Annotated in this window: 20 protein-coding genes; 8 read left to right on the plus strand and 12 right to left on the minus strand. The window is 60.8% G+C overall.

Annotation, left to right across the window (positions count from 1 at the left end; all coding sequences use genetic code 11):
• Positions 1–144: 144 nt before the first annotated feature.
• The 5 genes from RLCC275e_RS14570 to RLCC275e_RS14590 all read left to right on the plus strand — a co-directional run bounded on the left by RLCC275e_RS14570 (position 145) and on the right by RLCC275e_RS14590 (position 4,574).
• Positions 145–1,248: an ABC transporter substrate-binding protein gene (locus RLCC275e_RS14570; RefSeq protein ID WP_033180993.1), complete on the plus strand. Its 1,104-nt coding sequence runs from the start codon at positions 145–147 to the stop codon at positions 1,246–1,248.
• 71 nt (positions 1,249–1,319) lie between these two features.
• Positions 1,320–2,213, plus strand: a complete 894-nt coding sequence (locus RLCC275e_RS14575; RefSeq protein ID WP_003561109.1) for an ABC transporter permease — start codon at positions 1,320–1,322, stop codon at positions 2,211–2,213.
• Entirely contained in the window at positions 2,210–2,998 is a 789-nt protein-coding gene (locus RLCC275e_RS14580; RefSeq protein ID WP_003561111.1) for an ABC transporter permease, read from the plus strand. The genes RLCC275e_RS14575 and RLCC275e_RS14580 overlap by 4 nt, the downstream gene beginning before the upstream one ends.
• A 12-nt stretch (positions 2,999–3,010) precedes the next feature.
• Positions 3,011–4,072, plus strand: coding sequence for an ABC transporter ATP-binding protein (locus RLCC275e_RS14585; protein WP_003561113.1), 1,062 nt, complete (start codon positions 3,011–3,013; stop codon positions 4,070–4,072).
• 196 nt (positions 4,073–4,268) lie between these two features.
• Positions 4,269–4,574, plus strand: coding sequence for an NIPSNAP family protein (locus tag RLCC275e_RS14590; protein WP_003561115.1), 306 nt, complete (start codon positions 4,269–4,271; stop codon positions 4,572–4,574).
• Positions 4,575–4,647: 73 nt separating this feature from the next.
• Here RLCC275e_RS14590 and RLCC275e_RS14595 read toward each other — a convergent pair whose 3' ends face one another.
• The 5 genes from RLCC275e_RS14595 to RLCC275e_RS14615 all read right to left on the minus strand — a co-directional run bounded on the left by RLCC275e_RS14595 (position 4,648) and on the right by RLCC275e_RS14615 (position 9,986).
• The gene (locus RLCC275e_RS14595; RefSeq protein ID WP_003561117.1) at positions 4,648–5,649 is read right to left on the minus strand and encodes an ABC transporter ATP-binding protein; all 1,002 of its coding nucleotides are present in this window, start codon (positions 5,647–5,649) and stop codon (positions 4,648–4,650) included.
• A 10-nt stretch (positions 5,650–5,659) separates the two neighbouring features.
• Entirely contained in the window at positions 5,660–6,673 is a 1,014-nt protein-coding gene (locus RLCC275e_RS14600; RefSeq protein ID WP_050516809.1) for a Gfo/Idh/MocA family protein, read from the minus strand.
• Between the two features lie 41 nt (positions 6,674–6,714).
• The gene (locus RLCC275e_RS14605; RefSeq protein WP_003561122.1) at positions 6,715–7,554 is read right to left on the minus strand and encodes a carbohydrate ABC transporter permease; all 840 of its coding nucleotides are present in this window, start codon (positions 7,552–7,554) and stop codon (positions 6,715–6,717) included.
• Positions 7,555–7,563: 9 nt separating this feature from the next.
• Positions 7,564–8,511: a carbohydrate ABC transporter permease gene (locus RLCC275e_RS14610; protein WP_003561123.1), complete on the minus strand. Its 948-nt coding sequence runs from the start codon at positions 8,509–8,511 to the stop codon at positions 7,564–7,566.
• Between the two features lie 215 nt (positions 8,512–8,726).
• Positions 8,727–9,986 (minus strand): ABC transporter substrate-binding protein, encoded by a 1,260-nt coding sequence (locus tag RLCC275e_RS14615; protein ID WP_003561125.1) that lies wholly within the window; start codon positions 9,984–9,986, stop codon positions 8,727–8,729.
• A 526-nt stretch (positions 9,987–10,512) separates the two neighbouring features.
• Here RLCC275e_RS14615 and RLCC275e_RS14620 point away from each other — a divergent pair.
• A complete protein-coding gene (locus tag RLCC275e_RS14620; RefSeq protein ID WP_033180994.1) occupies positions 10,513–11,397 on the plus strand; it encodes a glucosamine kinase nucleotide-binding domain-containing protein in 885 nt (294 codons plus the stop codon).
• Positions 11,394–12,158: a GntR family transcriptional regulator gene (locus RLCC275e_RS14625; RefSeq protein WP_003561129.1), complete on the plus strand. Its 765-nt coding sequence runs from the start codon at positions 11,394–11,396 to the stop codon at positions 12,156–12,158. Before RLCC275e_RS14620 ends, RLCC275e_RS14625 begins: the two co-directional genes overlap by 4 nt.
• Positions 12,159–12,292: 134 nt before the next feature.
• Here the strand turns inward: RLCC275e_RS14625 and metH are convergent, their stop codons facing one another.
• Entirely contained in the window at positions 12,293–16,066 is a 3,774-nt protein-coding gene (gene metH, locus RLCC275e_RS14630; protein ID WP_033180995.1) for a methionine synthase, read from the minus strand.
• A 272-nt stretch (positions 16,067–16,338) separates the two neighbouring features.
• Here metH and RLCC275e_RS14635 point away from each other — a divergent pair, with 272 nt between their 5' ends.
• Positions 16,339–17,598, plus strand: coding sequence for an AGE family epimerase/isomerase (locus RLCC275e_RS14635; protein ID WP_033180996.1), 1,260 nt, complete (start codon positions 16,339–16,341; stop codon positions 17,596–17,598).
• Positions 17,599–17,670: 72 nt separating this feature from the next.
• Here the strand turns inward: RLCC275e_RS14635 and RLCC275e_RS34265 are convergent, their stop codons facing one another.
• From RLCC275e_RS34265 to RLCC275e_RS14665, 6 genes are all read right to left on the minus strand, one after another.
• On the minus strand, positions 17,671–17,904 hold the full coding sequence (locus RLCC275e_RS34265; RefSeq protein WP_245485036.1) for a hypothetical protein: 234 nt from the start codon (positions 17,902–17,904) through the stop codon (positions 17,671–17,673).
• A 153-nt stretch (positions 17,905–18,057) separates the two neighbouring features.
• Positions 18,058–18,546, minus strand: a complete 489-nt coding sequence (locus RLCC275e_RS14645) for a heme-degrading domain-containing protein (RefSeq protein WP_003561136.1) — start codon at positions 18,544–18,546, stop codon at positions 18,058–18,060.
• A 192-nt stretch (positions 18,547–18,738) separates the two neighbouring features.
• Positions 18,739–19,350, minus strand: a complete 612-nt coding sequence (locus tag RLCC275e_RS14650) for a flavin reductase family protein (RefSeq protein WP_033180997.1) — start codon at positions 19,348–19,350, stop codon at positions 18,739–18,741.
• Between the two features lie 3 nt (positions 19,351–19,353).
• The gene (locus tag RLCC275e_RS14655; RefSeq protein ID WP_033180998.1) at positions 19,354–20,097 is read right to left on the minus strand and encodes an aspartate/glutamate racemase family protein; all 744 of its coding nucleotides are present in this window, start codon (positions 20,095–20,097) and stop codon (positions 19,354–19,356) included.
• Between the two features lies 1 nt (position 20,098).
• A complete protein-coding gene (locus RLCC275e_RS14660) occupies positions 20,099–20,920 on the minus strand; it encodes an ABC transporter permease (RefSeq protein WP_033180999.1) in 822 nt (273 codons plus the stop codon).
• 1 nt (position 20,921) lies between these two features.
• On the minus strand, positions 20,922–21,836 hold the full coding sequence (locus tag RLCC275e_RS14665) for an ABC transporter permease (RefSeq protein WP_003561140.1): 915 nt from the start codon (positions 21,834–21,836) through the stop codon (positions 20,922–20,924).
• Between the last annotated feature and the right edge of the window lie 65 nt (positions 21,837–21,901).

Here is a 21,901-nt window from a genome sequence, read left to right on the forward strand (position 1 = left end):
AAACAGTCGGCGTTGTCGCAAATAAAACATTTGTCACAACCCCCGCTATTCACAGCAGAATTAACGTCATCCAACTGTCACACAAGCTTCATGTAATCTCATTAACAGCATCGCCAGACACTGAAAACCCGAAGGAGAACAACAGTGATCTCTAACATTTCTCGACTTCTGTCGCTTTCTACTGCGATGATCGTGGCTTCGACCGCGATTGCCGCTGCCGAGCCGAGCGCTGAACTTATCGCCGCCGCCAAGAAGGAAGGCACCCTGACGACGATCGCTCTTCCGCACGACTGGTGCGGCTACGGCGAGGTCATTGCCGGCTTCAAGGCCAAGTATGGCCTCGAGGTCAACGAGCTCAACCCGGATGCGGGTTCGGGCGATGAAGTTGAAGCCATCAAGGCCAACAAGGGCAACACCGGCCCGCAGGCTCCTGACGTCATCGACGTCGGCCTCTCTTTCGGCCCGTCTGCAAAGAAAGACGGCCTGATCCAGCCTTACAAGGTCTCCACCTGGGACTCCATCCCGGATACCGCCAAGGATGCCGAAGGCTACTGGTACGGCGATTATTACGGCGTTCTCTCATTCCTGGTGAATAAGGATCTCGTCAAGGAATCGCCGGCCGATTGGGCCGATCTGAAGAAGAGCGACTACGCAAACAGCGTCGCCCTCGCGGGCGATCCGCGCGCCGCCAACCAGGCTGTCCAGGGCGTCTATGCCGCTGGTCTTTCCGCATCCGGCGGTGACGCGGCCAAGGCAGGCGAAGAAGGCCTGAAGTTCTTCGCCGAATTGAACAAGAACGGCAATTTCGTGCCGGTCGTCGGCAAGGCGGCTCCGTTCGCCCAGGGCTCCACGCCGATCATCATTGCCTGGGATTACAACGCCCTCTCCTGGGGCGAAAGCCTGAAGGGCAATCCTCCGTTCGAGGTCGTCGTTCCGAAGACAGGCGTCGTTGCCGGCGTCTACGTCCAGGCGATTTCCGCCTTCGCTCCGCACCCGAACGCTGCGAAGCTCTGGATGGAATACCTCTATTCCGACGAAGGTCAGCTCGGCTGGCTGAAGGGCTATTGCCACCCGATCCGCTTCAACGATCTTGCCAAGAACAACAAGATCCCGAAGGAACTGCTCGACAAGCTGCCGCCGGCTGCAGCCTATGAAAAGGCTGTCTTCCCGACGCTCGAAGAACAGTCCGCTGGCAAGGAAGCCATCACCAAGAACTGGGATTCCGTCGTCGGCGCCGCCGTCAAGTAATCTCTGATCCTGCCTCCCCGCCGCAAGGCGGGGAGGCTTTCTCACTCCGACGCCCCAGGATGAGCTTTTCCATGAGCACCGTTTCGACGCCTATGGTGCGCAGTGCCCCCTTGATCAACAGAGATCGCGTGATCGACTGGCTGGGCATTGCACCATTCATCATTTTCTCTCTGCTGTTCCTGATCATCCCCACGCTTTATCTTGTGGCGGGCGCATTCCTGACGCCCGAGGGCGATTTGACGCTGAAGAATATCGGTGATCTCTTTACCCCATCCATCATGAGCGCCTACTCGATCAGTATCCGTGTGTCGGTGGCGTCGGCTCTGGGCGGTGCGCTAATCGGCTTCTTCCTCGCCTGGGCCGTCGTGCTCGGCGGCCTGCCCGCCTCCGTGCGCTCGACGCTGCTGACCTTCTCCGGCGTCGCCTCGAATTTTGCCGGCGTGCCGCTCGCCTTCGCCTTTCTCGCAACGCTCGGCCGCACCGGGCTTGTGACGATTTTCCTGCGTGAATGGTTCGGTTTCAATCTCTACGGCACCGGCTTTAATTTGCTGTCCTTCTTCGGCCTCACCATCACCTACATGTATTTCCAGATCCCGCTGATGGTGCTGATTCTGACGCCGGCCCTCGACGGCATGAAGAAGGAATGGCGCGAAGCCTCGCAAATCCTTGGCGCCACCAACCGCCAGTACTGGACGATGGTCGCGCTGCCAATTCTCTGGCCGAGCCTGCTCGGCACAACGCTGTTGCTCTTCGCCAACGCTTTCGGCGCCATTGCCACCGCTTTCGCGCTGACCGGCAGCTCGCTGAACATCGTGCCGATCCTCCTCTATGCGCAGATTCGCGGCGACGTTCTGCACAATGCCAACCTCGGTTACGCCATCGCGCTCGGCATGATCGTCATCACCGGCGTCTCCAACGTCCTTTACCTCATGCTGCGCATGCGCGCAGAACGGTGGCAGAAATGAAAGCTCAGCGTCTCGGAGCCTGGATCGCCGTCATTCTAGGTGCATCCTATTTCGTCATCCCGTTGATCGGCACAATCGAGTTTTCATTGCGCATGCGCCGCGGCGAATACAGCCTCGATGCTTATGAGTCGGTCTTCTCCGACATTCAGTTCCGGGAGACCTTCGGCTATTCGATGCTGATGGCGCTGCTCACCATCGTCTTCGGCATGCTGCTCGTCGTGCCGACGGCCTATTGGGTGCGGCTGCGGCTGCCGCAGATGCGTCCGGTCGTCGAATTCATCACGTTGCTGCCGCTTGTCATTCCGGCGATCGTCATCGTCTTCGGATACCTCAGGATGTATAATTCTTCGTCCTACCTGCCGCTGACGGGTTCGACGACCGGCACCAACATCCTGCTGGTCTTCTCCTATATCACCCTGTCCCTGCCCTATATGTACCGCGCCGTCGATACCGCCATGCGCGCCATCGACGTCCGCACGCTGACGGAAGCGGCCGAAAGCCTCGGAGCCCGATGGACAACCATCATGTTCAAGTGCATTTTCCCGAATGTCATGAGCGGCGTGCTCTCAGGCGCTTTCATCACGCTCGCGATCGTCATGGGCGAATTCACCTTTGCCGCACTTTTGAACCGTCCGGCCTTCGGTCCCTACCTGCAGCTCGTCGGCGCCAACAAGGCCTATGAGCCTTCGGCGCTTGCCGTCATCGCCTTCTCGATCACCTGGCTCAGCATGGGCCTGCTCAATCTCGTTTCCCGCTTCGGCAAAGCCGCCCCGGCAAAGGCTTAAGGTATCTGGCTCATGTCTTTTCTCACGCTGACCAACATTCAGAAATCCTTCGGCCCGGTTCAGGTCGTCAAGAACTTCAACATGACGATCGAGAAGGGTGAGTTCGTCTCCTTCCTCGGACCGTCGGGCTGCGGCAAGACGACCGTCCTGCGCATGATCGCCGGCTTCGAAACGCCGACCGGCGGCACGCTGACCATCAACGGCAAGGACCAAAGCGCGCTGAAGCCGAACCAGCGCAATATCGGCATGGTGTTCCAGGCCTACGCGCTGTTCCCCAACATGACGGTACACGACAACGTCGCCTTCGGTCTCAAGGTCGCCGGCGCCCCAAAACCTGAAATCGACGCCCGCGTCAAGGAAATGCTCGGCCTGATCAAGCTTGATCACCTCGCCGACCGCTTCCCCTACCAGATGTCGGGCGGCCAGCAGCAGCGTGTCGCCCTTGCTCGTGCGCTTGCTGTCAAGCCGCAGGTGCTGCTGCTCGACGAGCCGCTCTCCGCACTCGACGCCAAGATCCGCGTGTCGCTGCGCGAGGAAATCCGCCAGATCCAGCAGCAACTCGGCATCACCACAGTCTTCGTCACCCATGATCAGGAAGAAGCCCTGTCGATCTCCGACCGCATCGTCGTCATGAATGCCGGCAAGGCCGACCAGATCGGTTCGCCCTTCGAGATCTACAATACGCCGGCGACGCGCTTCGTCGCCTCCTTCGTCGGCACGCTGAACCTCATCGAGGCCAAGGTCGTCGATCCCGATACCAACCGCATCCAGATCGGCGATCAGGGCATAACGCTGAAGCAGTCGGTCGCGGCCCACAAGGCCGGCGAAACCATTTCGCTGGCGCTGCGTCCGGAAGCCGGCTCCCTCTCCGACAGCGTCAAAAGCGACACGGCGCTGACCGGTCAGGTCGTTTCGGCCCATTTTCTGGGGTCGGTCATCCGCACCCGCATGAATGTCGGCGGCAACGTCATCTCCTTCGACATGTTCAACAGCCCGGGCACCACCCCGCCACAGGCCGGCGAAACGGTAACGCTGCGCTTCATGGCAGCCGACCTGCTCATCATCCGCGACTGATTTCGCCAATACCTCTGAGACAAAAGGCGCTGCAAAACGGCGCCTTTTTTCATTTCAGCTCGTCCGACCTGTCAGCAAACGTGATGCAGCCATCACCGCAAAGCACTTGAACTCTCCGAGGTCAGCGCCAGAAGTTGAGCAAACCAAATCTGCTGAGCAGCCCTCCGCCCGGCATTTTAGTCGATGGGATATGTCAATGATTACCTGCCACCTGCGTTATGTGATTGATCCGTATAAGCTTGCCGAATTCGAAGAATATGCCCGGCTCTGGATCCCGATCGTCAACAGGATGGGCGGCACCCATCACGGTTATTTCCTGCCGTCCGAAGGCGCCAACAATATTGCCGTTGCGCTGTTTTCCTTCCCGAGCCTTGCCGCCTACGAGGACTATCGCACACGCATGGCAAGCGATCCGGAATGTCAGGCGGCTTTCGAACTCGACAAATGCAACCGCAGTATCGTCAGCTATGAACGCAGCTTCATGCGGCCCGTACTCGGCTGATCAAACCCGCGCACGGCGGGAAATGAAAAACCCCGCCAGCAGGCTGGCGGGACTTTTTCGTTCAGTCATGCGCTTATCGGATCGCCTGGTCGTCGACATCGAAGCGGTGCACATGCGCCTGGTCAGGCGTCGCATAGACGATCTCGTCCGGCTCATATTGGTGTTCGCCGAAAAGACGCGCGGTCAACAGGCCGCATTGGTCGGATTCCAGATAGATGATCGTGTCGGCGCCGAGATGCTCGACATGCACGACCTTTGCAGCCCAAGTCCCCTGTTCGCGCGACAACGTCAGGTGTTCGGGACGCACGCCGATCGTCTTGGCGCTGTGATCGCCGACCTTCTCGGCCGCGATGAAATTCATCTGCGGGGAGCCGATGAAGCCGGCAACGAAGACATTGGCCGGTCGTTTGTAGAGTTCCATCGGCGAACCGATCTGCTCGATCGCGCCGGCATTCAAGACGACGATCTTGTCGGCAAGCGTCATCGCCTCGACCTGGTCGTGCGTGACATAGATCATCGTCGCCTTCAGGCTGCGGTGCAGCCGGGCGATTTCGAGGCGGGTCTGGACGCGCAGCGCCGCATCGAGGTTCGACAGCGGTTCATCGAACAGGAAGAGTTCCGGCTCGCGCACGATAGCACGGCCGATGGCGACGCGCTGGCGCTGGCCGCCGGAGAGCTCGGCCGGCCGCCGCGCCAGATAGGGTTCCAGCGACAGCATGCCGGATGCCTTGCCGACACGCCTTTCGATCTCATCCTTGGCGGTGCCGGCCTGCTTGAGCCCGAGCCCCATATTGTCCTTGACCGTCAGATGCGGATAGAGCGCGTAGGACTGAAACACCATGGCGATGCCGCGCTTGGCCGGCGGCGTCAGCGTCTCGTCGCGGCCATTGATGATAACGGCGCCTGACGTGACGTCTTCGAGGCCTGCAATGCTGCGCAGCAGCGTCGATTTCCCGCAGCCCGACGGCCCGACGAAGATGACGAATTCGCCGTCCTTGACCTCGAGGTCGATGCCTTTCAGCACTTCATGCGTGCCATAGGTCTTGCGGATGGATTTGAGTTGAAGCGATCCCACTGTCTTTCCCTTACAATCTGACCGGCTGGCCGGTACGCACGCTCTCGTCGGCGGCAAGGCAGATGCGCAGCGACGCCACCGCATCCGCCATATGGCGGTCGAGGTCCATATCCTCGCGGATCGCCCTCAGCATGAAGGCCTGTTCCAGGTCGCAGAGTTCCTGATGGCCGGGTTCGCCTTCCATCGTCATGTCCTGGTCGGGCCGAATGAACTTGCCGTCAGGCCCGGTCTCTGCCGTGTGCAGCCGGATCACCGAGGTCTTGGTGTGCGTGTCTATATCGTCGGACTTGGCGTTCGGATCCATGACGATCGACACGGCGCCCTTCGGCGACATCACATCCTTCACGAAGAAGGCGGTTTCCGAAATCATCGGACCCCAGCCAGCCTCGTACCAGCCGACGGAACCATCCTCGAACAGCACCTGGAGGTGACCGTAATTATACATGTCGGCAGCGATCTCGTGGGACATGCGCAGCCCCATGCCGCGCACCTCGACGGCCCTCGCGTCAGTGATCTGGCACATGACGTCGACATAATGCACACCGCAATCGACAATCGGCGAGGTCGTGCGCATCAGAGACTTATGCGTCGCCCAGGTCGGGCCGCTGGACTGCTGGTTGAGGTTCATGCGGAAGACGTAAGGCGGGCCGAGCTTGCGCGCCTCTTCGATCAGCTTCATCCAGGAGGGGTGATGGCGAAGGATATAACCGATCACCAGCTTGCGCCCGGCCTTCCCAGCCGCAGCAACGACGCGCTCGGCATCGGCGACGGTGGTCGCCAGTGGCTTTTCAACGAAGACGTCGCAGCCGGCCTCGAAGGCGGCGACGGCATAATCGGCATGGCTGTCAGAATAGGTGTTGATCGAGCAGAGGTCCGGTTTCAGCTCGGCCAACGCCGTCGTGAAGTCGGGATGGATCGTATAGCCCTGCAGCTCGGGCTCCAATTGCGGCGTCGAGCGGTTGACGAGACCGACGATCTCAAAGCCCGGATTGTTGTGATAGGCGAGCGCATGGCTGCGGCCCATGTTGCCGAGGCCGGCAACGAGGACGCGGATCGGTTTTTCGGTCACTTGACGGCTCCTGACGTGATGCCGCGGATCAGTTGCCGCGAGAAGATGACGTAGAGGACGAGGATCGGCAGGATCGCCAGCGACAGCGCCGCCAGCACCGCATTCCAATTGGTGACGAACTGGCCGATGAAGATCTGCGAGCCGAGCGTCACCGTCTTGGTGGCCTCGGAGGGCGCCAGGATCAGCGGGAACCAGAGATCGTTCCAGATCGGGATCATCGTGAAGACGGCGACCGTCGCCATGGCCGGGCGCACCAGCGGCAGCACCAGGCGGAAGAAGATCGCATATTCGGAAAGCCCGTCGATGCGCCCGGCATTCTTCAGATCGTCCGACACCGTGCGCATGAATTCCGACAGGATGAAGATCGCCAGCGGTATGCCTTGCGCGGTATAGACGAGGATCAGCGCCGTCAGCGTATTGACGAGGCCGGCCGCCACCATGCCCTGAAGGATCGCCACGGTGCCGAGGCGGATCGGGATCATGATGCCGATCGCCATGTAGAGCCCAAGCAGCATATTGCCGCGGAAACGGTATTCGGAAAGCGCAAAGGCGGCCATGGCGCCGAAGAGCAGCACCAGCAGGATCGAGACGATCGTGACGATGAAGCTGTTCTGGAAATAGATGGCGAAATCGCCTTGCCCCAGTACCGTCTGATAGCCGACGAGGCTGAAGGTCGACGGCGTCGGGATCATCAGCGGTTCGCGGAAGATCGAGGCGCGATCCTTGAACGAGTTGATGATGGTCAGAAACACCGGAAACAGCGCGACCAGCGTATAGGCGCTGAGCGCCAGATGCACGAGGCCGGTGCGGATGGGAGATGTGCGTGCCTTGGACATGCGCGCTCCTCAGAACTGGTAGCGACGCATGCGCCGCTGGATGACGAACAGATAAAGCGAGACGCCGGCGAGGATGATGAGGAACATCACCGTAGCGATCGTCGCACCCATCGAGCGGTCGCCGAGCTGAAGTTGGAAACCGAAGAAGGTGCGGTAGAGCAGCGTGCCGAGAATGTCGGTCGACATGTCAGGCCCGGCGAGAGCGCCCTGCACTGTATAGATGAGGTCGAAGGCGTTAAAATTGCCGACGAAGGTCAGGATCGAGATGATGCCGATCGCCGGCAGGATGAGCGGCAGCTTGATCTTCCAGAATTGGGCCCAGCCGGTGATGCCGTCGCATTCGGCCGCCTCGATCACCTCTTCGGGGATGCTGAGCAGTGCCGCATAGATCAGCATCATCGGAATGCCGATATATTGCCAGTTCGAGATCAGCGATACCGCAATCAGCGCCGAACCGGACTTGCCGAGCCACGGGGCGAACAGGAATTTCAACCCGATAAGATCGAGCATCCAGGGCGCCACGCCCCAGATCGGTGAAAGGATGAGCTTCCAGATGAAACCGACAATGACGAAGGACAGCAGAGTCGGCAGGAACATCGCCGTGCGATAGAAGGCAACCCCGCGCAACTTCGGCACCGAAAGCAGGGCGGCAAGCGCCACGCCGATCGGGTTCTGCACGCACATGTGGATGGCAAAGAAGATCAGATTATTGACAAGGGCATTCCAGAAATCGCGCGCCCAGCGCGCATCGCCGAACAGCACTTTGAAATTCGCCAGTCCAACGAAGGCAGGCTGCCCGTCGACCGTATTGTAGAGCGACAGCCGAAGAGTTTCGATGAGCGGCAGCACCATGACCGCGGAATAGACGATCAGGGCGGGCAACATGAAGACGAAAATGTGCCAGCGCACCGGGCGCTTGATCGGGACGATATCAGCCGCGTTGTCGGTTTCGCTCATTGGCTTTTGCCTGTTCTTGTCGACTGGCTGCAAGGGCAGCACAGGTGGAAACGTTGCGCCTCACCCTAACTCTCTGCCACCTGGGAAGAGAGGGAACACGCCCTGTTGAGATGCTATCGAGCTGGGAGGTCGCTGCGAGTCTCCTTCTCCCCGCGAGCGGGGAGAAGGTGGCCGGCAGGCCGGATGAGGGGCTGCAAACGCCGCCCCTGATCACATCACTTGGCCGGCTTGAACCAGCTGTCGAGGCCCTTCTGGAGCTTTTCGGCAGCAACCGCAGGCGTATCCGTGCCGTTGATCACATTGGCCGATTCGACCCAGGTCTCGTTTTCGAGGTTCGGCGTGCCACGTGACAGGATCTGGTAGGTCGAGCGCACCGTCGACTTGTACGGGCCGCGCCAGGAAACGAATTCCTGAGCGAGCGGATCGGACATCTTGACCGGGTTGGAATTCAGGCTGAAGAAGCCCGGCAGCGAGTTGGCATAGATATCGGCGAACTCCGGCGAAGCGACCCAGCTGAGGAACTTCTTGGCTTCCTCGGCATGCGTGCTCTTTGCGTTCAGGGCAACACCGATATCCGGATGGTCGGAGATGTAGCCCGTGTCGCCTGCCTTCGGAACCGGCGGCGGAAAGGCGCCCATCTTGAACTGGGCCTGGCTGTTGAACAGCGAGATTTCCCACGAGCCGGCCGGATAGATCGCGGCACGACCGAGCGTGAACAGGTTCTGGCTGTCGGAGTAGGTCTGGGCTTCGAAACCGTCGCCGAGATAGGGCTTCCACTTGGCAAGCTCTTCATAGGGCTTGACCCAGTCGGCATCGGTCAGCTTTTGCTTGCCGGCGATCAGGGCGGCGCGGCCGTCCTCACCCTTCCAGTAGTTCGGGCCGATGTTCTGGTAGCCCATGGTAGCGGCTTCCCAGAGGTCCTTCGTGCCCATGGCGAGCGGGATGTAGGTGCCGTCGGCCTTGATCTTGTCGAGCGCTGCGTAGAACTCATCCTGGGTCTTCGGCACCGAGATGCCGAGCTTGTCGAAGGCATCCTTGTTGTAGATGAAGCCGTGGATGACAGAAGCCATCGGCACGCAGAAGGTCGACTTGCCGTCGTCGGTGCTCCAGGCAGCCTTGGCGACCGGCGAGAAATTCTCCATACCAGGCAGGCTGGTGATGTCGACGAGTTGCTTCTTGTTGAAGAGTTCGAGCGAAGCGTCGAACGGACGGCAGGTGATGATATCGCCTGCGGAGCCTGCATCGAGCTTGGCATTCAGCGAGGCGTTGTATTCGGTCGGCGCGGTCGGCGAGAAAACGATCTTGATGCCCGGGTTCTTGGCTTCGAAAGCCGGGATGATCTTTTCCTGCCAGATCTGCAGGTCGTCGTTACGCCAGCTTTCGACCGTCAGCGTGACGTCGGCGGCGTGGACGAGACCCGCTGAACTCAGCAGACTGGAGGCAAGCAGCAGGCTTTTCAGAGCAGTGTTTTTCATTTCCCTCTCCTGTTTTAAGCGCCGCGAGGCGCTGTTTTCGATCTGAAACAAGCAATTGGTGTGTCTGAGGCAACACCCAACGCCCCTTGGAGGACCGCCAGCACTGCCGGTCCCGAAAGCTCGACGGACACGAAGGCGGATCGCCTGCGGCCGAACTGCGCGCCTTCCCGGCGGCTGCACCGGGAGCGGCGAAATGATGGGGAAAGCCGATGGATGCCCGAATTCGCCCCCAGCTTGATGGGCCGGGGGTCGTTCTCTCGATCATCCTCGAAGCGGTTCCGGCTTGACTTAACTGCCGGTTTTCGTGGGCTTCGAAGTGCTGTTCCCTTTTGCCGAATTAATGCCAACAAAATACCAATTGTCCAGCCGAAATTAACTTTTCGGCCTAATAAAACTCATTAAAAAATTTAAACAAGCAAAATCAATATGATAAAAAGATTGATTTTCTACGTCATTCCCACTTGGTAAATGGTATTTTTTTGGTATTGTATTAAAAAACATAGGGAACGGCATATTCGGAGGCCCGATGACGGAGCTTGCAATCGGCATAGACGGCGGCGGAACGAGCTGCCGGGCCGCGGTCGCGGACAGGAGCGGCAATATCATCGGCCGCGGCAAGGCCGGCGCTGCCAACATCCTGTCGGATCTCGAAAACTCTCTTCTCAATATCGTTGAATCCGCCCGGCAGGCGCTAGGCGATGCCGGGCTTGCCGCTGAAACCATTTCCTCCGTCGCAGCCGTCGTCGGCGTCGCCGGTGCCAATGTCGGCGATTATGGCAGACGAATCGAAAAGGCCCTGCCCTTCACCGAAGGCCGCGTCGTCACCGATGCGTTGATCGCCCTGCAGGGCGCGCTCGGCGACGCAGACGGTATCGTCGGCGCTTTCGGCACCGGTTCGGTCTATAATGCCCGTAGGGATGGGCGGCTGAACGGCATAGGTGGCTGGGGTTTCGTCGTCGGCGACCAGGCAAGCGGTGCCCGCCTCGGTCGCGACCTCCTGGAACGATCGCTGCTCGCCCATGACAGAGTGCGCCCTGCATCGCCGATCACCGACGTGGTCATGACCGAATACGGCAACGATCCCGAGCGCATCGTCGAATTCGCGCATTCGGCAAGACCGAAGGATTTTGCCCGTTACGCGCCGATCGTCTTCGAACATGCGGCCAAGAACGATGCCGTTGCAGTTGGCATCGTCACGGATGCCGCAACAGCGATCGGCGAAAGCCTCGATGCGCTGCTCTGGCCCGAATGCCCGTCGATCTGCCTGCTCGGAGGTCTTGCCGAAGCCTATGAACCCTGGCTTTCCGAACGCTACAGGCCGCTGCTCGCCAGACCGAAGAACGATGCCTTGCACGGCGCGGTGGAACTTGCGGTGAAGCTCCTGAACAACAGGCAGAGAGGTGCGGCATGAGCGACGACCTCGCTACCATCCTGTCCCTGGAGCGCTTGCAGGCTGCCGGCACCGGCCCGCTCTACGTCAAGCTGCGCCGCATGCTCGAAGAGGCCGTGCGCACCGGCACGCTCGGCCACGGCGATGCGCTGCCGCCGGAACGCGACATCGCCGAATTCGCCGCCGTCAGCCGCGTCACCGTGCGAAAGGCTATCGACGATCTTGTCGCCGACGGACTGCTGGTGCGCCGCCACGGCTCGGGCACCTTCGTCGCCAAGCCGGTCTCCAAGGTCGAGCAACGCCTGTCGCAGCTCACCTCCTTTACTGAGGATATGGCGCGCCGCGGCATGTCCTCCCGCTCCGAATGGCTGCACAAGGGCATCCACACCCCCTCGCCCGACGAGATGATGATCCTTGGCCTCGGTACCGACGTCAAGGTTTCGCGCCTCTCCCGCCTGCGCATCGCCGACGACCAGCCGCTGGCGATCGAGAACGCCAGCGTCTCCGGCGAATTCCTCCCCGATCCCTCGGCCGTCACCAATTCGCTCTATGCCGAACTCGAACGCCTCCAAGTTCGACCCGTGCGCGCCGTGCAGCGCATCTCGGCAACCAATATGAAGGAAGCCGACGCCCAGCTTCTCGGCGTCTCCGCGGGTGCGGCCGGCCTGTCGATCGAGCGTATCTCCTATCTCGGCTCCGGCCGCGCCGTCGAATTCACCCGCTCGCTTTATCGCGGCGATGCTTATGACTTTGTCGCGGAGCTGACGATCGCGATGACTTGAACGCAAAGCCGACATCATCCACTCAAAAGAAAAATCTTCTTTATTTTCAAAAGCATGAAGCCGGAAAAGTGAATCACTTTCCGGCTTCATCATTTCTTGAATCACTTTATCAGCCGACGACGCCAAACAGCTGGTTACGCCGCATCCTCGATCTCGGTTTCTGCCTTGCGCGGCACGTAGTTCAGCACCGGCCCGAGCCAGCGCTCGACTTCAGACACCGCCATCTGCTTGCGCGCCGCATAATCCTCAACTTGATCGCGCTCCACCTTGGCGACGCCGAAATAATAGGAGTCGGGATGGCCGATGTAGAGGCCGGAGACCGAGGAACCCGGCCACATCGCATAACTCTCCGTCAGCTTCACGCCGGCCGCTTTTTCAGCGTCGAGTAGTTTGAACAACGTTGCCTTTTCGGTGTGGTCGGGTTGAGCGGGATAACCGGGCGCCGGGCGAATGCCGGCATAGGCTTCGGTGATGAGATCCTCTTTGCTGAGCGTCTCGTCCTTGGCATAGCCCCAGTATTCGCGTCGCACCCGCTCATGCATGCGCTCGGCAAAAGCTTCGGCGAAGCGGTCGGCCAGCGCCTTGACCAGGATCGAGGAATAATCGTCGTTCGCCCGTTCGAAACGTTCGGCGATGGCGATTTCCTCGATGCCGGCCGTCACCACGAAGCCGCCGACATAGTCCTCAACACCGCTTGCGATAGGCGCCACGAAGTCGGAAAGCGCAACGTTCGGCCGCCCGTCCCGCTTGGAAAGCTGCTGGCGCAACGTGTAGAAGGTGGCAAGCTCCTGTTTCCGGCTCTCGTCCGTGAACAGCCGGATATCGTCGCCAATGGCGCCTGCCGGCCAGAAACCGATGACGGCGCGCGGGCGGAACCACTTCTCGTCGATGATCTTCTTGAGCATGGCCTGCGCATCGACCCAGAGCGCGCGCGCTGCCTCACCCTGCTTCTCATCCTCGAGAATGGCAGGGTAACGGCCGCGCAACTCCCAGGTCTGGAAGAACGGCGTCCAGTCGATGTATTTGGCAAGCTCGGCCAGATCGTAGTCCTCGAACACACGCGTGCCGAAGAATTGCGGCTTGGTCGGCTGGTAGGCCGACCAGTCGATCTTATGTGCGTTCTCGCGAGCCCGCGGCAACGGCAGGCGCACCTTCTCGGCCTCGCTGCGCGCATGGGCAGCCGCCACCTTGGCATATTCGGCTCTTACATCGTCGACATAGCTCTGGCGCGTTTCCGGCGAGAGCAGTGCCGAGACGACGCCGACGGCGCGACTGGCATCGGTGACGTAGACCGTTTGCCCCTTGTTGTAGCCCGGATGGATCTTCACGGCCGTATGCACGCGACTGGTCGTTGCCCCGCCGATCAATAGCGGGATCTCGAAGCCCTGGCGCTCCATCTCGGCGGCGACATGCACCATCTCGTCGAGTGACGGCGTGATCAGGCCGGAGAGGCCGATGACGTCGACCTTCTCGGCAATGGCCGTCTCGAGAATCTTCGTCGCCGGCACCATGACGCCGAGGTCGACGATCTCGTAATTGTTGCAGGCGAGCACGACGCCGACGATGTTCTTGCCGATATCGTGCACGTCGCCCTTGACCGTCGCCATCAGGATCTTGCCTGCCGTCTTGCGCTGATCGCCGCCGTTGAGGCGTTTTTCTTCTTCCATATAGGGCAGCAGCACGGCGACCGCCTGCTTCATCACGCGCGCCGACTTGACCACCTGTGGCAGGAACATCTTGCCCGAGCCGAACAGATCGCCGACGACGTTCATGCCGGCCATCAGCGGCCCTTCGATGACGTGCAGCGGCCGCGCGGCCTGAAGGCGCGCCTCTTCGGTATCGGCCTCGATATATTCGGTGATGCCGTTGACCAACGCGTGTTCGAGACGCTTCTCGACGCTCCATTCGCGCCAGGAGAGATCCTGGACGCGGCCTTCGCGTGCCGCGCCGCCACGGAATTTCTCCGCCACTTCGAGCAGCCGCTCGGTGCCATCAGGCCGGCGGTTCAGCACCACGTCCTCGCAGGCCTCGCGCAGTTCGGGATCGATGTTGTCGTAGACGGCAAGCTGGCCGGCATTGACGATGCCCATGTCCATGCCCGCCTGGATGGCGTGGTAGAGGAACACGGCGTGCATCGCCTCGCGCACCGGCTCGTTGCCGCGGAACGAGAAGGACAGGTTGGAGACACCGCCCGAAATATGCACCAGCGGCATGCGCTCGCGGATCGTCCGCGTCGCCTCAATGAAGTCGACGCCGTAATTATTGTGCTCTTCGATGCCGGTCGCGACCGCGAAGATATTCGGATCGAAGATGATGTCCTCGGGCGGGTAGCCGATCTTTTCGGTCAGCAGCTTATAGGCGCGTGTGCAGATATCCACCTTGCGCTCGTAGCTGTCCGCCTGCCCCGTCTCATCGAAGGCCATGACGACGACGGCAGCACCATAATTATGCAGCAGCCGCGCCTGGGCGAGGAAATTCTCCTCGCCTTCCTTAAGCGAGATCGAGTTGACAATCGGCTTACCCTGGACACGCTTCAGGCCGGATTCGATGATCGAGAACTTAGACGAGTCGATCATCACGGGCACACGGGCGATGTCAGGCTCGGCGGCGATCAGGTTGAGGAACTCGACCATCGCCTTTTCGGAATCGATCAGCCCCTCGTCCATGTTGATGTCGATCACCTGCGCGCCGTTCTCAACCTGGTCGCGCGCAACATCGAGCGCTGCGGTGAAATCGGCGTTGGTGATCAGCTTGCGGAAGCGGGCCGAGCCGGTGACGTTGGTGCGCTCGCCGACATTGACGAAGGGAATGTCCTTGGTCAGTTCGAAGGGTTCTAGCCCCGACAGCGACATGAAGGGGCGATGCTCGGGAATCGGCCGTGGCTTATACTTGGCGACGGTCTCGGCGATCGCCTTGATGTGCTCGGGCGTCGAGCCGCAGCAGCCGCCGACGATGTTGACGAGGCCCTCGCGGGCGAAGCTGTCGATCTGCGCCGCCATCAGTTCCGGCGTTTCGTCATACTGGCCGAACTCGTTCGGCAGGCCGGCATTCGGGTAGGCGCAGATGAAGGTGTCGGCGACACCTGAAAGCTCCTGCAGATGCGGGCGCATCGCATTGGCGCCGAGCGCGCAGTTGAGCCCGATCGTAAAGGGATTGGCATGCCGCACCGAGTTCCAGAAGGCCGATGGCGTCTGGCCGGACAGCGTGCGGCCGGAAAGGTCGGTGATCGTGCCCGAGATCATCACGGGCAGGCGCACGCCCTTGGCCTCGAAGCGCTCCTCGCAGGCGAAGATCGCCGCCTTGGCGTTCAGCGTGTCGAAGATCGTCTCGATGAGGATGATGTCGGCGCCGCCGTCGATCAGCCCGTCGATCTGCTCGCCATAGGCCGAACGCAGATCGTCGAAGGTGACGGCGCGAAAACCGGGATTGTTGACGTCGGGTGAGATCGAGGCGGTGCGGTTGGTCGGACCGATGGCGCCGGCGACGAAGCGGCGGCGGCCGTCCTCGCGCTCGGCGCGCTGTGCCGCCCGGCGCACGATCTCGGCACCTTCCTTGTTGAGGTCGTAGACCGCACCTTCCATCTCGTAATCGGCCTGTGCGATGCGGGTCGAGGAGAAGGTGTTGGTCTCGAGAATATCGGCGCCGGCCTTGGCGTATCTGTAATGGATCTCTTCGATCGCATCGGGCTGGGTCAGGATCAGAAGGTCGTTATTGCCCTTCTGATGACAGGCGCAGCCGATGAAGCGCGTTCCGCGAAACTGGTCTTCATCATAGCCGAGCCCCTGGATCTGCGTGCCCATGGCGCCGTCGAGAACAAGGATGCGCTCGCTCGCGGCTTGCCTCAAAGCTGCGAACACTTCACTGCCGTCACGTTTGCCCGTTTCCGGACCAAAGAGATTGTCAAACACGGGAGGGCTCCTTGACGTCGTAAGACCAGACAGTCCAAATCACATAAAGATATCTTTATGTCAATATATGCCGATCGATTTCGTGCTTTGCAAGTCTACAGAGCCGCGCGTCTCTGAAGACGCGCAAAGGATGCTGTAGCAGTTTGAATCTTCGCGTCGTGCTTTCCGAAAATCCATCGCGATTTTCGAGCCGATGCGATAGCCAGATGACAGGCTTGCCCGACCTCTATATAGGCGTTTGCGACGCTTGTGCACGAAATCGGAGGAGCATCATGGCACCCGCAAACGGCAACGCCGTGCTTGGAAACTGGACGACCCGCGCCTATCATCGCGGCTGGCTGCTGACCCAGGCGAACGGTCTCTTCGATTTCTTTCAGCACAATTCGGTCAACCCCAAGGGCGGTTTCTACGATCTCGACGACGAAGGCGGGCCTCTCGACGCCGAGGGCCAGGTTCGCGGCATCCATATCGCCGCACGCGCCGTGCATTGCTTCTCGATCGGCGCCTTGCTTGGCCGTCCCGGCGCCGCCGATGTCGTCGACCACGGCATGGATTATATCTGGAACCATCATCGCGACCGGAAAAATGGCGGCTATTTCTGGTCGCTCAACAATGACGGACCCGTCGATTCCAACAAGCAGGGCTATGGCCATGCTTTCGTGCTGCTCGCCGCCTCAGCCGCAAAGACGATCGGCCATCCGCTTGCCGACGGCATGCTTGATGATATCACCGAGATCCTGAACACGAAGTTCTGGGAGGCGAAGCACGGTGCGATCGCCGAGGAGTTCACCGCCGACTGGCAGCCACTCGATGGCGGCGCCTATCGCGGCCAGAACTCCAACATGCACCTGACCGAAGCGCTGATGGCGGCCTTCGAAGCCACCGGCGACCGGGACTATCTGTCCAAGGCCGAAAGCATCGCCGATCTAATCATCCGCCGCGCCGCCGGTTCGGTGGACTGGCGCGTCGCCGAGCATTTCGACGCCGAATGGAACCTCGACAAGACTTACTACCATCCGAACGAAATGTTCCGCCCGGCCGGCACGACGCCCGGCCACTGGCTGGAATGGACCCGCCTCATCCTGCAGCTCTGGGCGCTCGGCGGCAAACGGATCGAGTGGATGCCGGATGCGGCGAAGGCGCTCTTTGCCCAATCCATGGCACTCGGCTGGGACAACGACAAGGGCGGCTTCTTCTATACGCTCGATTGGGACGACAAGCCCGCCAAGCGTAACAAGCTCTGGTGGCCAGCCTGCGAAGGTGCGGCTGCTGCACATTTCCTCAACGAGCACCTGCCGAGCGATTTCCATGAAGAGAGCTACCGCAAGATCTGGAACGTGATCGAGCGCGCCTTCATCGACCACAAGAACGGCGGTTGGCACGAGGAGTTGACAGAGGATCTCGTTCCCTCGCACTCGCTCTTCCCCGGCAAGGGCGATATCTATCACGCCCTGCAGGCCTGCCTCATCCCGCTATTCCCGGCAACGGGCAGCCTGACGAAGGGCATCACTGAGGCTGGCGGCAAGCTCTGAGGCGAAAGCCTCAGCAGCGCGGCACCGATTGGTTGCGGCAGGACGTCGGCCGACGAAAGATACCGAGTCCTGTCAGCGCGCCTGCGCCAGATCCAGATCGATATAGTATTGCAGATGGATATTGTGCTCGCGGTTCACCGCTTGAATCAGCCGCTCGACGTTGTCGATCGGTGAATGCAATATCTCCGACAAGAGCGCACGAAAATCGGTTTGCGATATCTTCGCCGTATCGATGATCGTGCGCTGAAGTTTGGTATGAAGAACCCAATGCAGGACCGCCCGGCGATAGACATCGTCGAGCAGCACAGCCAGATCGCCGGCTTCGATCTCATACTCGAAGGACAGGCTGATATGCCCGGAATCGACGGGAAGCGAATAGATCAGCCGTCCATCGGTATCATCGACATGCGGCTCGTATAGCCGTCGCCCAGGCAGCGCCTACCACGCACCTTGGCCATCTCAGGCGAGCCGCAGCGAATCCAGATCCTTCGCCAGCATCAGCGCCAGCGCCTCGACCGCGAGATTGTGGTCGTCACGCTGCGGCAGGCCGGAGACGGTGACGGCGCCGATGCAGCCGGTACCCTTGACGTTGATCGGGAAACTGCCGCCATGCGGGGCATAGTCGGCGCCGGAAAGCCCATTATCCTCGACCGTCTTGCCATCCTTCTGCAGCTTCAAACCGGAGGCATAACTGCTGCGGAAATAACGCAGCACCATATTGCGCTTGCGGCGAACCCAGTTCACGTTATCAGGCGTTACACCCGGGAGTGCCGCATAGAAAACCGGCATCGAATGCAGCGTCACATCGATCGCGATCCCGAGGCCACGCTCGGTGGCGAGTTCCTGCAGGAGCTTGCCGAGCTGCCATGCCGTCGTCAGGTCAAAAGCGTCGAAGCTTAGGACTTTCTCCTGCTCCGCGATCCGGCTGAGATCGTCCTCGATTGTCATAGGTAAAGCGCTCCTCTGCCGCGATGATCCGTTGCAGACCATTCTTGCGGGGAGCAAAAAAGTAAAGCAAAAACTTGGACCTATCCCTGGAGCAATTCCAGCAAATGTGCGCAGCGGTTTTGCGCCCTGAATTGCGCGAAGACAAAGAGATAGGGCATTTTCGTCACTCGAAGAAAACGGAAATGCTCCATGTCAGAGCTTCGGCGTCAGCATCTCGAAGCGGTCGCGGATGGTGGCGCAGGTATCGCCGCCGAGCCTTGCAATGGCATCGACCGCTGAGGGATCGACATGCAGCCTTTCCGGATCGACGACCCCGTCACGGTAATGCGCATAGACGATCTCGCCCATGACGATCTGCCGCGAGCGGCCGAGCTCCAGCGTCACATGCCGCTTGCATTCGAAGGCGGCCGGCGCCTCGGCGATAAAGGGCGAGGCCACCTTCTCACCCGGCATCGCCGTCAGGCCGGCTTCCTTCAACTCGTCGACGCCGCGCGGATACTTGGCACCACAGACATGCATCGCCTCGGCGATCGCGAAGGAGACGATATTGACCGTGAACACTTCGGTCATGCGGATATTGTGGCCAGTGTCCTTGAACGACATGTCGGCATTGTTCTCGACCCCGATCGCCAGGATCGGTGGATCGGCCGAAAGGCAGTTGAAGAAGCTGAAGGGCGCCGCATTGACCCGGCCGTTCTCGTCGACCGTCGTCACCAGTGCGATCGGCCGAGGGATGATCGTGCCGATCATCAGCTTGTAGCGTTCGCGCTCGGTGAGCTGCTTGAAATCGAAGGAAACGGACATGGATCAGCCGACCTTCAGGACCGGCGAGAAACCACTCATCGCCCCGGTGAAGGGTTTCGGCAGCGGCGAGGCGTAGGAGCCGCGCTTGCTGGTGGAAAGCCCGAGCGACACCAGCGCTTCGGCCTGCTTGACGGCGGCCGCGACGCCATCGACGACAGGCACGCCGTAGATCTCCTGCAGTTCACGCGCCAGATCGGTCATGCCGGCGCAGCCGAGCACGATCGCCTCGGCACCGTCTTCCGAAAGCGCCCGCTCGATCTCGACCCTCAGCTTGCCGATCGCGCCCGAGGCCGGATCTTCCAGCTCCAGCACCGGGATGTCGGAGGCGCGCACCTTGGCACGGTCGCCCATGCCGTAGCGGCGCACCAGATTGTCGATCAGCACCCGCGACCGCTCCAGCGTCGTCACCACGGTGAAGCGCTGCGCCAGGAAACCAGCCGTTACCACGGCGGACTCGCAAAGCCCGAGGATCGGCACATCGGCAAAGGTCCGCGCCGCTTCGAGCCCGGTATCGTCGAAGCAGGCGATAACGGCCGCGTCATAACCCGCCGGCTGCCGGTCCCTGAGTTCGGCGAGCAGACCGGGGATCGCTAAGACCCCGTCGTAATGCCCCTCGATGGAGACCGGCCCCATGCGCGAGGTAGCCGCGATGATCTCCGTGCCGGATGCCGCCACCGCACGCGCGGCGGTGGCGGCCTTCTCGGTCATGGAGGCCGTGGTGTTCGGATTGACGATGAGGATGCGCATGTCAGTTTATCTTTGCCTGCCGCCGGCTGAGCATCGTCATGATGCCGAGTGCGACGAGAATGATGGTGAAGGAAAACAGCGTCGTCACCGTGCCGAGCGCATAGAGCACCGGCGTCGTGACGTTGGTGGTCATCCCGTAGATTTCGAGCGGCAGCGTATTGTAGGTGCCTGATGTCATCAGCGTGCGGGCGAATTCGTCGTAGGAGAGCGTGAAGCCGAACAGGCCGACGCCGACGAGGCTCGGCGCGATCATCGGCAGCACGACATGGCGGAACGTCTGCCAGGAGCTGGCGCCGAGGTCACGCGCCGCCTCTTCATAAGCCGGCGAAAAGCGGTTGAAGACGGCAAACATGATCAGCACGCCGAACGGCAGCGTCCAGGTGAGATGCGCGCCGAAGGCCGACGAATACCAGGCGGGCTTCAGCCCTCCCTCCTGGAAGACGACGCCGATGCCGAGCGAGATGATGATCGACGGCACGACAAGGCTTGCGACCGTGGCATAGAACAGCGCGGTCGAACCGCGGAAACGGCGGCGGAAGGCAAGGCCGGCGAGCAGTGAGACGACGACGGTCACCGCCATCACCATCAGCCCGAGGGTGAAGGAGCGGCGGAACGAGGCGCCGAAATCGCCGACCGCCTGCTTCTCGAACAGATTGAAGAACCAGTGCGTGGAAACGCCGTTCATCGGGAACGTCAGGCCGCCGTCCGGCCCCTGGAAGGAGAGGATCAGGATCGCCGAAAGCGGGCCGTAGAGAAACAGCACGAAAATGATGAAGAAGAGCGCCAGCAGATAGAATTCCAGGCCGCGTTTTTCGTGGCTCATCTCAAAGCTCCTTGCGGATGTCGACGACGCGCAGGATGGCCGCGACCATCAACAGCACGACGGCGAGCAGCACCACTGCATTGGCGGCAGCGGCCGGATATTGCAGCAGCGACATCTGGTTCTTCATCATCAGCGCCACCGAAGCGCTCTGGCCGCCGGACATCACCTGCACCGTCGAAAAGTCAGCCATGACGAGCGTGACGACGAAGATCGTGCCGATCGCCATGCCGGGTTTGGCGAGCGGGAAGACGACGTTCCACAACACCTGCCAGCCGGAGGCGCCGGCATCGCGCGCCGCCTCGAACAGCGATCGGTCGATGCGCATCAGCGTGTTGAAGATCGGCGTCACCATAAACAGCGTATAGAGATGCACCATGGCGAGCACGACGGCGAAATCGGAATAGAGCAGCCATTCGATCGGCTGCGGGATGATGCCCATCTTGATCAGCGTCGAATTGACGAGGCCGTTGCGCCCGAGCACCGGGATCCACGAGATCATGCGGATGATGTTCGAGGTCATGAACGGCACGGTGCAGACGAGGAAGAGGATCATCTGCGTCGAGGTCTTGCGGATGTGGAAGGCCAGGAAATAGGCGACCCAGAAACCGATGACCAGCGTCAGCGCCCAGACGATCGCAGTGAATTTCAACGTGTTGAGATAGATCTTCCACGTCACCCACGAACCGAGCGTGTCGGTGTAGTTCATCGTCAGGAAATCGGGATAGAGACCGGCAAAGTCGTAGTCCCAGAAGCTGACGACCGCGATCATGGCGATTGGCAGCAGGAAGAACAAGCCGAGAATGACGAACAGCGGCGTCGCCTGGAGATAGGAGATCGCCGATGGGGAAAGCCTCAGTCCGCGCCCGCCGCGCGCGCCCTGGCCATCCTCCTCCGTTTCCGCTGCGATGGTCGCCATCCCTTACCCTTTCGGAAGCTCGTCATTCGTCCTGCCGTTAAAGGGAGGGCTCCAGAAGACCCCTC

Origin of the sequence: Rhizobium brockwellii, assembly GCF_000769405.2 — a bacterium.
GTDB classification, from domain to species: Bacteria; Pseudomonadota; Alphaproteobacteria; order Rhizobiales; family Rhizobiaceae; genus Rhizobium; species Rhizobium brockwellii.

Bases quoted from the DNA above. Each gene is read 5' to 3' on its own strand.
- RLCC275e_RS14635 (WP_033180996.1), top strand. From the start codon at position 16,339: ATGGCACCCGCAAACGGCAACGCCGTGCTTGGAAACTGGACGACCCGC.
- RLCC275e_RS14645 (WP_003561136.1), bottom strand. From the start codon at position 18,546: ATGACAATCGAGGACGATCTCAGCCGGATCGCGGAGCAGGAGAAAGTC.
- RLCC275e_RS14610 (WP_003561123.1), bottom strand. From the start codon at position 8,511: ATGAGCGAAACCGACAACGCGGCTGATATCGTCCCGATCAAGCGCCCG.
- RLCC275e_RS14585 (WP_003561113.1), top strand. From the start codon at position 3,011: ATGTCTTTTCTCACGCTGACCAACATTCAGAAATCCTTCGGCCCGGTT.
- RLCC275e_RS14650 (WP_033180997.1), bottom strand. From the start codon at position 19,350: ATGTCCGTTTCCTTCGATTTCAAGCAGCTCACCGAGCGCGAACGCTAC.
- RLCC275e_RS14660 (WP_033180999.1), bottom strand. From the start codon at position 20,920: ATGAGCCACGAAAAACGCGGCCTGGAATTCTATCTGCTGGCGCTCTTC.
- RLCC275e_RS14620 (WP_033180994.1), top strand. From the start codon at position 10,513: ATGACGGAGCTTGCAATCGGCATAGACGGCGGCGGAACGAGCTGCCGG.
- RLCC275e_RS14625 (WP_003561129.1), top strand. From the start codon at position 11,394: ATGAGCGACGACCTCGCTACCATCCTGTCCCTGGAGCGCTTGCAGGCT.
- RLCC275e_RS14575 (WP_003561109.1), top strand. From the start codon at position 1,320: ATGAGCACCGTTTCGACGCCTATGGTGCGCAGTGCCCCCTTGATCAAC.
- RLCC275e_RS14600 (WP_050516809.1), bottom strand. From the start codon at position 6,673: ATGGGCCGCAGCCATGCGCTCGCCTATCACAACAATCCGGGCTTTGAG.
- RLCC275e_RS14665 (WP_003561140.1), bottom strand. From the start codon at position 21,836: ATGGCGACCATCGCAGCGGAAACGGAGGAGGATGGCCAGGGCGCGCGC.
- RLCC275e_RS14655 (WP_033180998.1), bottom strand. From the start codon at position 20,097: ATGCGCATCCTCATCGTCAATCCGAACACCACGGCCTCCATGACCGAG.
- RLCC275e_RS14590 (WP_003561115.1), top strand. From the start codon at position 4,269: ATGATTACCTGCCACCTGCGTTATGTGATTGATCCGTATAAGCTTGCC.
- RLCC275e_RS14605 (WP_003561122.1), bottom strand. From the start codon at position 7,554: ATGTCCAAGGCACGCACATCTCCCATCCGCACCGGCCTCGTGCATCTG.
- RLCC275e_RS14615 (WP_003561125.1), bottom strand. From the start codon at position 9,986: ATGAAAAACACTGCTCTGAAAAGCCTGCTGCTTGCCTCCAGTCTGCTG.
- RLCC275e_RS14580 (WP_003561111.1), top strand. From the start codon at position 2,210: ATGAAAGCTCAGCGTCTCGGAGCCTGGATCGCCGTCATTCTAGGTGCA.